General features: G+C 30.5%; 10 protein-coding genes. 5 read left to right on the top strand and 5 right to left on the bottom strand.

All coding sequences use genetic code 11. The features are described from left to right. The first annotated feature begins 128 nt into the window (after positions 1-128). The 5 genes from cls to trpS all read left to right on the top strand — a co-directional run bounded on the left by cls (position 129) and on the right by trpS (position 7,382). Positions 129-1,628, top strand: coding sequence for a cardiolipin synthase (cls, locus tag GFV00_RS07490; protein ID WP_160557435.1), 1,500 nt, complete (start codon positions 129-131; stop codon positions 1,626-1,628). Between the two features lie 232 nt (positions 1,629-1,860). Further along, on the top strand, positions 1,861-5,256 hold the full coding sequence (gene ileS / locus GFV00_RS07485) for an isoleucine--tRNA ligase (protein WP_160557436.1): 3,396 nt from the start codon (positions 1,861-1,863) through the stop codon (positions 5,254-5,256). Between the two features lie 2 nt (positions 5,257-5,258). After that, on the top strand, positions 5,259-5,636 hold the full coding sequence (locus GFV00_RS07480) for a TraR/DksA C4-type zinc finger protein (RefSeq protein WP_105297303.1): 378 nt from the start codon (positions 5,259-5,261) through the stop codon (positions 5,634-5,636). 5 nt (positions 5,637-5,641) lie between these two features. After that, entirely contained in the window at positions 5,642-6,283 is a 642-nt protein-coding gene (locus GFV00_RS07475) for a lipoprotein signal peptidase (protein ID WP_160557437.1), read from the top strand. A gap of 133 nt (positions 6,284-6,416) precedes the next feature. Further along, the gene (gene trpS, locus GFV00_RS07470; RefSeq protein ID WP_160557438.1) at positions 6,417-7,382 is read left to right on the top strand and encodes a tryptophan--tRNA ligase; all 966 of its coding nucleotides are present in this window, start codon (positions 6,417-6,419) and stop codon (positions 7,380-7,382) included. A 180-nt stretch (positions 7,383-7,562) separates the two neighbouring features. Here trpS and GFV00_RS07465 read toward each other — a convergent pair whose 3' ends face one another. The 5 genes from GFV00_RS07465 to GFV00_RS07445 all read right to left on the bottom strand — a co-directional run bounded on the left by GFV00_RS07465 (position 7,563) and on the right by GFV00_RS07445 (position 11,434). Continuing rightward, positions 7,563-8,231: a head GIN domain-containing protein gene (locus GFV00_RS07465; protein WP_160557439.1), complete on the bottom strand. Its 669-nt coding sequence runs from the start codon at positions 8,229-8,231 to the stop codon at positions 7,563-7,565. A 99-nt stretch (positions 8,232-8,330) separates the two neighbouring features. Then, positions 8,331-8,690 carry an arsenate reductase family protein gene (locus GFV00_RS07460; protein WP_160557440.1) on the bottom strand — a complete coding sequence of 120 codons (360 nt, stop codon included), beginning with the start codon at positions 8,688-8,690 and terminating at the stop codon, positions 8,331-8,333. Between the two features lie 451 nt (positions 8,691-9,141). After that, positions 9,142-9,708 carry a hypothetical protein gene (locus tag GFV00_RS07455; protein ID WP_160557441.1) on the bottom strand — a complete coding sequence of 189 codons (567 nt, stop codon included), beginning with the start codon at positions 9,706-9,708 and terminating at the stop codon, positions 9,142-9,144. Between the two features lie 494 nt (positions 9,709-10,202). Further along, entirely contained in the window at positions 10,203-10,688 is a 486-nt protein-coding gene (locus GFV00_RS07450; protein ID WP_160557442.1) for a hypothetical protein, read from the bottom strand. Between the two features lie 182 nt (positions 10,689-10,870). Beyond that, the gene (locus tag GFV00_RS07445; RefSeq protein ID WP_160557443.1) at positions 10,871-11,434 is read right to left on the bottom strand and encodes a hypothetical protein; all 564 of its coding nucleotides are present in this window, start codon (positions 11,432-11,434) and stop codon (positions 10,871-10,873) included. Positions 11,435-11,479: the final 45 nt, after the last annotated feature.

Here is an 11,479-nt window from a genome sequence, read left to right as displayed (position 1 = left end):
TTTATTATAAATAAATTAGTTTTTATAAAACATACAATCTATAAACTGCAAAATTTGAATTATAAATGTTAAATATTATTAAATAATTATATTAATTAAATTTATAAGAAAATTTTCGATTCAAAAATATGGATAAATTTATTGCATGGTTTAAATCTTTAAACTTTGAATATCTTTCAATAGTAGGAGCTGTTCTTTATATACTTGTTATTATTTATACCATCTTTAAAATAATCAAAAATACGGAAAATCCATCCAAAGCAATCGGGTATTTACTTATAGTTATAATCCTTCCCATTATAGGGGTAATATTATATTTTTCGATTGGAATGAACTACCGATTGGAAAAATTGTATAAAAGAAAATATACACACGATCGAAACTTTTATCAGATACTCAGAAATCAAATAAATGAGCATACCGAAAAGAGAATCAACAAATACAATAAATTATTGGAGGGTAAAACTCACTCAATAAGAATGTTATTAAAAGATACTTCTTCTGCTCTTTATGTAGCCGAAAATACCAAGTTGCTTATCAATGGTGAAAATAAATTTAAAGAGGTTATTGAAGAATTAAAAAAAGCAACGAAACATATCCATATTGAATATTATATTTTTGCTGATGACCGTATTGGAAACGAAATTAAAGATATTTTAATACAAAAAGCCAAAGAAGGTGTAACCGTACGATTTATTTACGACGATTTTGGAAGCCATTCGTTGAACAAAAGAATGATAAAAGAATTGCGTGAAGGCGGGGTACAAGCCGCTGCTTTTTACAAAATTAAACTTTATGCTTTTGCCAACCGAATGAATTACCGCAATCACCGTAAAATAATAATCATTGATTCTAAAGTTGGTTTTATTGGCGGAATTAATGTTGACGACAGATATATCAATACCCCAAACAGCAAGTTATTTTGGCGTGATACCCATTTTATGGTGAAAGGAGAAGCGGTAAACGGACTTCAATATAATTTCATAACCGATTGGAATTTTTGTTCCGGAAATGACGTCGATCCTTTTGACAAAGCCTACTTTCATGCGTCTAAAGATATCACCACTAAAGACGAAAACCCCGAGCTTCTGCAGATTGCTGCTAGTGGTCCGGATAGTGATCGAGCAACTATAATGCTTGTATACAACGGAATTATAATGTCCAGCCGAAAGAGGCTTTATTTAACGACGCCATACTTGATTCCTAATGAAACTATTGTTAATGCTTTAAAATACGCAGCTTTAAGCGGAGTGGACGTTCGAATTTTGGTTCCGTTTAAATCGGACAGTATCATTGTGAATGCAGCTTCGTGCGCCTATTATAAAGAGTTATTAGCCTCGGGGGTTCGAATTTACAGGTATACGAAAGGATTTGTACATGCTAAAACCATAATTTCCGACACCAATCTTTCCGTTATAGGATCAGCCAATTTGGATATGCGGAGCTTTGATTTAAATTTTGAAATAAGCGCCTTAGTTTACAGCGAAACCATTAACCGGGAACTTTATGATGCTTTTATGGAAGACATTGAAAACAGTACGGAAGTTTCCTATAAGGAATGGTTAAAACGAAACCGATGGGTAGATTTAGGTAATTCCATAGCTAAACTTATATCACCCCTTTTATAAAAAAATGATTAGTTAATTCTTCTAGATTAACAAATATTTTAGGGTATAACATTCCCTATATAGGGTAATTTAATTGATCTGTATTTTTAAAAAATACGATTTTTTTAAAAGTTATAAATCGCTGATTGTAATACAATAAATTAGTTTTACTATACAATTAAAGTCCATTTAAGATAGACTTTTTTTTCGTATATTCGCAAATCAATTTTTTTCGCATTTGTTTTAAAAGAAAATGAGCAATAAATTTCAAGAATATAAAGAATTAAATCTAAATAAATTTGCAGACGAAATTTTAGAATTTTGGAAAAAAAATAATATTTTCCAAGAGAGTATAAAATCTCGTGAGGGCAATCCCCAATTCGTATTTTTTGAAGGACCTCCTTCAGCTAACGGAATGCCGGGCATTCACCATGTAATGGCTCGTACCATTAAAGATATTTTCTGCCGATACCAAACATTAAAAGGAAAACAGGTCAATAGAAAAGCCGGTTGGGATACCCACGGTTTGCCCGTTGAACTTGGAGTTGAAAAGGAATTAGGTATTACCAAAGAAGATATTGGTAAAAAAATAACTGTTGAAGAATACAACAAGGCTTGTAAAGAAGCAGTTATGCGATATACCGGTGCTTGGAACGAATTAACTCAAAAAATAGGTTATTGGGTAGATTTAAATCATCCTTATATTACTTACGATCCCAAATATATGGAAAGTGTTTGGTGGTTGTTGAAACAAATTTACGATAAAAATTTACTTTATAAGGGTTATACCATTCAACCCTATTCTCCTAAAGCTGGAACAGGGCTTTCCAGTCATGAGTTGAGTTTACCCGGTGCATATAAAGATATTACAGATACGACCATTGTTGCTCAATTTAAAGCAATTAAGGAAAGCATCACTTTATTTAACGATATTCAGGGCGATGTATACTTCTTGGCTTGGACTACCACACCGTGGACCTTACCTTCCAATACGGCGTTGACTGTAGGAGGATCTATTGATTATGTATTGGTAAAAACATTTAATCAATATACTTTTGAACCCATCAACGTTATACTCGCTAAAGAATTAGTCGGAAGTCAGTTTTCAGGTAAATTCGTACCTGCTGAGTCTGATGCCGATTTTCAAGAGTATACATCTGAAAATAAAAAAATACCTTATCGAATTCTTGCCGAATACAAGGGGAAAGATTTAGTTGGAATAAAATACGAACAACTTCTTTCTTGGACATTACCGTATGAAGATGCGGACCGCGCATTTGTAGTGATTGATGGAGACCATGTGACTACTGAAGACGGTACAGGTATTGTTCATACTGCTCCTACTTTTGGTGCAGACGATGCGAAAGTTGCAAAAGAACACGGGGTACCCGGTATGTTGGTTCTTGATGAAAACCAAAATCCTGTTCCTTTGGTGGATTTACAGGGTAAATTTATTTCAAGTTTACCTGAACCTTTTGCAGGAAAATATGTTCGCATTGAATATTATAACGATAACGAAGCTCCGGAACGTTCAACCGACGTTGAAATAGCCATACTTTTAAAGACCGAAAATAAGGCTTTTAAAGTAGAAAAATACAATCACAACTATCCTCATTGTTGGAGAACAGACAAACCTATTCTTTACTATCCTTTGGATTCTTGGTTTATAAAAATTACGGAAGTTCGTGATCGAATGACCGAATTAAATCAAAGTATCAATTGGAAACCTAAATCAACGGGAGAAGGTCGTTTTGGTAATTGGCTGGAAAATGCTAATGATTGGAATCTTTCCAGATCAAGATATTGGGGTACTCCCCTTCCTATTTGGAGAACTGAAGATGCAAAAGAAGAAATCATCATTGGTTCTGTTCAGGAATTGATTGATGAAATGGAAAAATCCGTAAAAGCCGGATTTATGTCTAAAAATATTTTTGAAGATTTTATTGTAGGTGATTTTTCCGAGGAAAATTACAGTAAAATAGATCTTCATAAAAATATTGTAGATCAAATAGTTCTTGTTTCAGAGAGTGGAAAGCCCATGAAGCGAGAAAGTGATTTGATTGATGTATGGTTTGATTCAGGAGCTATGCCATACGCTCAATGGCACTATCCTTTTGAAAATAAGGAATTAATAGACGAACGAAAATACTATCCGGCAGATTTTATTGCTGAAGGAGTAGACCAAACTCGCGGTTGGTTCTATACTTTACATGCAATCGGAACCATGATTTTTGACAGCGTAACTTATAAAAATGTTGTTTCCAATGGGTTGGTTTTGGATAAAAAAGGAAATAAAATGTCCAAAAGTAAAGGAAATGCTGTTGAGCCTTTTGAAACCTTGGCTATGTATGGGCCGGATGCTACTCGATGGTATATGATTTCCAATGCCCAACCTTGGGATAATTTGAAATTTGATTTGGAGGGCATTGACGAAGTACGCCGTAAAATATTCGGAACTCTATATAATACTTATTCATTCTTTGCTTTATATGCCAACGTGGATGGATTCAGTTATAAAGAGGATGATATACCTTTTAAAGAAAGAAACGAATTAGATCAATGGATCCTATCCGAACTTAATCTTTTAATAGATGAAGTGGATTCTTTCTATACCGATTATGAGCCAACCAAAGCTTTACGAGCAATTAATACTTTTGTTATAGATAATTTAAGTAATTGGTATGTGCGCTTATCAAGAAGACGTTTTTGGAAAGGAGAATATTCCAATGATAAGATTTCTGCTTACCAAACTCTTTATAAATGTTTGGATACTATTGCTAAATTAATGTCTCCGGCAGCACCTTTCTATTCCGATAGATTGTATCAGGATTTAAATGCAGTTACGGGAAAAGAACCTTATGCATCGGTTCATTTAGCTTATTTTCCGATCAAACAGGAAAATGAAATCGATTATTTATTGTTGGAAAGAACTCATTTAGCGCAAAAAGTTACCACTATGGTATTTTCTTTGCGTAAAAAAGAAAATATAAAAGTTCGCCAACCGTTGCAAAAAATTATGATTCCTGTTTTAAGTAAAAATGACAGGGAAAATTTCGAATCCATAATACCTATAATTAAACAAGAGGTCAATGTAAAAGAAGTTCAATTATTGAACCCTGAAGAAGCTTCTGATATTATTGTAAAAGCCGTAAAACCTAATTTTAAAACGTTAGGACCTAAATTAGGTAAAGACCTTAAAGCCGTTAGCCAAGAGCTCCAACAATTATCTTCTTCTCAAATTGAAGAGTTGGAAAAGAACGGAACTATAACTCTGTCCGGCTACGAACTAAACTTGGATGATGTTGAAATTCGCACACAAGATATTACGGGTTGGTTGGTTGCCAACGACGGCAAATTAACCGTTGCACTCGATATCACTATCACACCTGAATTAAAATCTGAAGGAATTGCTCGAGAATTGGTAAATAAAATTCAAAATCTCAGAAAAGAGAATGGATTGGAAGTTACCGATAAAATATCTTTAGAAATTCAGGCGAATGAGGAAATTGAAAAATCCGTTAACGAAAATATGGAATATATATGTTCTGAAACATTAACACAGAAATTAACTTTTGTAAGTAACACTACCGATGGGACGGAATTAGACATTAATGAAATTAAAATTAAAATCGTACTAAAAAAAGTGTAATTATGACTGAAGACAGACTTAGATATTCTGACGAAGAACTTGAAGAATTCAAGATACTTATTCTTGATAAAATTGAAAAAGCGGAAAATGATTTAACTATGCTGAAAGAAGCGTTTGTTAATGATTTAAATAACGGAACGGATGATACCTCTCCTACTTTTAAAGCTTTTGAAGAAGGTTCGGAAACCATGAGTAAAGAAAGTAACTCCCATTTGGCGGCTCGTCAAGAAAAATTTATCCGTGATTTGCGAAATGCTTTGATACGAATTGAGAACAAAACATACGGAATTTGCAGAATTTCCGGAAAATTAATAGGTAAAGAAAGATTGAAAGCAGTTCCTCATGCTACCTTAAGTATTGAGGCTAAAAACAATCAATAGTAAGAATGAAGAAAGTCTTATGGATAACATTTTTTATCCTTTTATTAGATCAAGTATCAAAAATTTACATTAAAACGCATTTTCATCTTCATGAGGAAATAAAGGTTTTTGATTGGTTTTATCTTACGTATGTTGAAAATCCCGGTATGGCTTATGGAGTGCAACTTGGAGGATTCATAGGTAAAATAGGCCTGAGCTTATTGCGTTTGGTATTAATAGGTTTAATGGCTTATTATATCAACAAATGGTCTAAAAAGGCTAATACATGGTATTTTATCATTCCGGCAGGATTAATTTTTGCGGGAGCAATCGGGAATTTGATTGACAGTACTTTTTATGGAGTCCTTTTCGATTCGGGTACAACTTATAACTCGGTTGTGAAGGATTGGTACGGATATTCGGGAATTTCCAAGCTTAATTTTAAAGGATATGCTCCTCTATTCGGAGGATGTGTCGTGGATATGTTTCGTTTTCCTCTTATAGACACTTACTTGCCTGAATGGTTTCCTATTTGGGGAGGTGAAAGGATACAATTTTTTAATTATATATTTAATGTTGCCGATTCTTCCATCACTCTTGGTGCGATATTTCTCATAGGTGTTTATTTCTTCAAACCAGGTATGTTTCCTAAAGAATGGATGAAATAGTCCTGTGTAAAAAAGTACTCCATTTTGTATTTTTATGCAGGGTCTAATCTTTATATGGTATAATAAAAATGCATAAGTTTTTGAACTTTATATTTTAAATGTAAATTTGCATTTTATCATATAAAATATACACATGAGAGTTTTAACAGGCATACAAAGTACGGGTACTCCACATTTAGGCAATATATTAGGAGCCATTGCACCGGCTATTAAGTTAAGCAAGGATCCTTCTAATGAATCTTTTTTCTTTATTGCCAATTTGCATTCCATGACGCAAATCAAAGATGCTGAAGTCCTTAAACAAAATACGTATGAAATAGCGGCAACCTGGCTCGCATGTGGTTTGGATATTTCCAAAACTTATTTTTACAGACAATCAGACATCCCCGAAGTAACAGAACTTATGTGGTATTTGCTTTGTTATTTCCCCTATAGCCGTTTGGCTCTGGCGCATGGTTTTAAAGATAAAGCCGATCGTTTGGAAGATGTAAATTCCGGGCTGTTTACTTATCCTATGCTTATGGCTGCGGACATTCTTTTATACGATGCACAAATCGTTCCGGTAGGTAAAGATCAATTGCAGCATTTGGAAATGACTAGAGACGTTGCTCAAAAATTTAACCATGTACACGGCGATGTTTTGGTAGTCCCTGAAGCCAAAATTCAAGAAAATACGATGTATGTACCCGGAACTGATGGAAATAAAATGAGTAAATCCAGAGGAAACACGATTCAAATTTTTGCTCCTGAAAAAGAGTTAAAAAAACAAATTATGTCTATTGTAACCGATTCTACTCCACTGGAAGAACCTAAAAACCCGGATACATGTAATGCGTTTTCAATATTTAAATTGGTAGCCACTCCTGAAGAAGTGGAACTTATGAGAGAAAACTACTTAGCCGGTGGTTACGGATACGGACATGCTAAAAATGAATTATTTAAAGTTCTTCTACGTGAATTTAGTGAAGCCAGGGAAAAATATAATTACTATATGAATCATATTGAGGAACTTGAGAATATTCTTAAAGAGGGAGCTGAAAAAACTAAAAGAATAGCATCTGAAACACTCAAAAGAGTTAGAAAGTCTTTACAATTTTAAAATTTTTCAAAAAAAATTGCAGCAAAAAGATCTTTTGCTACAATTTAAACTAAACTAATTAAACTAATATTTAAATTCTTGTGTAAAAGGATACAATTTTAGTTTAATTATTTTTTTCCTGCAATTCTTTATAATAGATTTTATCTATAGCTATATTTGATATTTTTATATAAGCTATATTTAGTATATATTCACATATCCGCCCTCGATATCTTTTTTAACTACTTCCGCTCCTCCATAGACATTAATATCTCCGCCATCTTTTATTTTGGTTTCAACTAATCCATTGGAATAAACAGATGCTGTTCCTCCGGAAGTAACTGCTACTGCAATTTTGTTTGAGCCCACTTCTTTTGCATCGTAAGTGCCCCCGGATGTAATTTTAATATTTTGATGGTTTGCCAATCCTGAAACTTTGATTTCTCCTCCGGATTTTAGCTTGGCATGTATTTTGTTTACTCCAACAAGAACGGTAATCTTCGAACCTTCAGTAGCCCCGATATTTAATAGATTTTCTTCTAATTTATCATGACCGGTTATTGTTGATCCTTCGTAAGCATGTATATTATTTAACTTTTTATAATATACCTTTACGTTTACCTCATCGTCGTTCTCTAATTTCAACGTATCCATTCTAATAATTAATTCTCCGCCTTTTTTAACGATTTTTACGTTATCTTTTCTTACTCCGCTGATCTCTACTTTTTCTTCCGGTGAGGAAAGTAACGTCACAGGAATTTTATCATAAACACGCAAAACGGTAAAACTTCTTAAATTTTTAACTATTGCCTGAGCAGAAACAATCTGTATAAAAATTATCGCAAATAAAACAAATAAAAATTTCTTCATATACTTTTTTGAGATAGAATTCAATAATTAAGCCATAACTTCATTATGATTACTATATTATCAATAAGTATATTCTTATAAGGGGTATTGATGATTAGTTTAGCCTAGTAATGCTTTTCTCCATTCTTCTTCTTTAAATCCTACTAAAATACTAGAATCACTTATCACTAAGGGACGTTTTACCAACATTCCGTCGGTAGATAGAAGTGATAAGAGTTCGTCTTCGCTGCTTGTTTTTACTTTTTCTTTAAGATTTAATTCTTTATACAGTTTGCCTGATGTATTAAAAAATTTGTTTATGGGCAATCCTGATCTTTGATACCATTCCTTTAATTCTTCTTTCGTTGGACGTTCTTTTGCTATATTTCTTTCTTTAAATTCTATGGTATTATCTTGCAACCATTTGATTGCTTTTTTACATGTGCTGCATGTGGGATAGCATAAGATTGTTATTTCCATTTCTTATTTTTTTATAAAGTCAAATTTACTTTTTTTATGTATTTAAAGTCTAATTAGTAATAGTTTAAAAATTAGCAAAGGGATAATTATTTAAATTTAGCTGGATCATTAGCTTTCAATTAAAGCGGCTTTAAGTATTGCTGGATTGATCAAATGAAGTAAATCTTATCAAAATTTTATAATCACTATACAAAACCTCTTTTTTATAATGTCAACAATAATGATTCACGTTTTGATTCTAAGGTAAAATAGTTTATAAAATGGACTTTATAAAAATTGAATGCAGGAACTTTCTTTTCAAATGTAAAATTCAATAACTAACCTTTTTCTTATCATCTATTTTCTTTTGAAAATGTGGCTCTATTTACATCAGATAATTTATCAATATTTCCTTTATTTTGCCCAACTGCTCCTACATTCATTATCGTGGAATTTCAACTTATTTATTAAATTAATCTAATTCAACTACTTTCATTGATTTTACCTTTGTACTTCCTTCATATAATTCTATTTTATATAAAAGATATTTAGGCTTTTCCATAAAAGATTCATAAATAACAGGAATTACCACATTTGCTTTATTTAGTAAAATATTAGCTTTATAAATTTTCATCCAACTGTCTAAAGGTTCTTGTATCTTTATTATATCTAAGTTATTATTACATATTTCATCATAAAAATAATCTAAGGTGTATAAATCATTTTTTCCCTCTAATATATCTAAATAGTACATATATTCTTTAATATCCAAAGAATTAGAAAGTTTATTATTAATCGAATAAAACCTATATGTTTCAGGATAAGAATTTATCAAGTTATTAACAGAAATTGTGTCCTCAATTTCTTTTATATCATAAAACATTGCTTCATATCCAGGCGAATATTTCATATTCAATGAAATTGGACTAACTCCTACTATATGACATTTTTTATTATTTTGAAGTTCTATAGAATTAAGAATTGATTTATAAATATTTAATTTAACTGTATCTATCTCAGAATAACAAATTCTATACATAGAGCAACTATCCTTAATCTGCCCGCTAAATAGATTTAATTTACAAAAGAACAAACTAAGAAAAAGTATAACTTTCTTATTGTACATCATTTTAATCCACAACTTTTACTGATTCAATCTTTCCCTTTTTTAGAAAATGCGTCCTTATTAAGCATATATTTTTTCTATTTCTTTATTTTTTTATTAAAGTAAATAATCATAAGATTCACTTTCATAAGTTTTTAAAAAAAATAAAAATATATAACTTTAATTTATTAACAATTAATATAAATTATAATATATAATGAAAATGCTTTTTATCTTATTATATCTCTTTCCTCTTTTCCACCACTTATTATTTCTTTGATTATTTCTAATTTACCTTTATCGTTATATCCTATCTTAATTTTGAATAAATAATATTTTTCTTTTTCAATCGATCTATTTCCATTTGATAATAATTCATATTTAACAGGTATTAAGACTTCTGAATTATAACTTCTATCATAGTATTTTTAATAAAAATCTATCCATTTATCAAGGGGTGCATATATTTTTATAATGTCAAAACTAAAATCACATACATCAGGTTCAAAATCAATATTTTTAGGCACATATTCAATATTGTTTTTTTTAAGATTATAAATATAATCTGCTCCAACTTGAACCCCGAAAAACCTATCCGAATCTTCAAATATCCAGTATTTCTTTGGTAATTCTTTTCTTAATTCTTTCACTGATATAGTATCCTTTGTTATATGAATATCTTTATATAAATATCCATTTGATCCCCCTGTAGCAAAACCTGCTGTATATCCGATATTTAATGAGAGTCCATCAATTCCAATTATATGACATTTTTTATTGCTTTTAAATTCTTTAGAAAGTATAATTGATTTATAAACTTCCGTTTTAAAAAAATCAATAAAACTTATAACTGCATCTTCTTTATTACTTATTGATTGTCCGTGAAATTGGTTTATTAGAAAAAAAGTAATCAAAATCAAGAGTTTTTTTATGCACATCATATTTTATGGTTTATAATTTTTTTTACTTAAAATGATTTTTCAATATTTCCACTTTAAGTTTCATCCCACTTTAAATAACGAATTTAGAATCTATTATCTTTATATTTATTTAGTTGATATACTAATTAATCTTTATTATTGCATATGCATAGCTACTATTCCATCCCAATAAATTTAACAGATTTTATTTCTACACCATTTTCGTATAGTTGTATTTTATATAAAAAATACTTCTCTTTATTATTAAAACGTTCTAGGTGTTCATATTTTACGGGGATTATAAATTCTATAAATCTATTATTCTTATTAATTTCTTTAAAATAAAGATTAGCCCATTTGTCAAAAGGCTCATAGATTTTGATAATGTCAAATTTATCATTACAATGATAATAATAAAAGCCTTTATCATTAGTGAATAATTTTCGTTCTCTATTTTCTGAAAATTTTTTATGAGCATATATGGAGTCCGCATTTATATAATAATCTATTAAATTATTTCCCTTATTAATATATTCCATTTCATTACCTATTTGATATATCCAATAATTTTTAGGTAAAAAATCTCTTAATTTATCCAACGTAATAGAATCCTTTTTTACATAAGGTTCTAAGTATTCATATTTTTTTGTAACTCCTAAAGAAGTAGAAGGAATCACAATCATTTTACATTGCGTACTATTTTCGAATTCTTTTGATGAAATAATACTTTTAAATATCATGAATTTAATAGCACTAAAATCTAAGTCATTATTTTTTAGACAATC

The sequence above is a fragment of the Apibacter sp. B3935 genome (genome assembly GCF_009827705.1).
Taxonomy (GTDB): Bacteria; Bacteroidota; Bacteroidia; order Flavobacteriales; family Weeksellaceae; genus Apibacter.
Note: the sequence above shows the minus strand (reverse complement) of the source record. Positions and strands in the feature narration are given on the sequence as shown.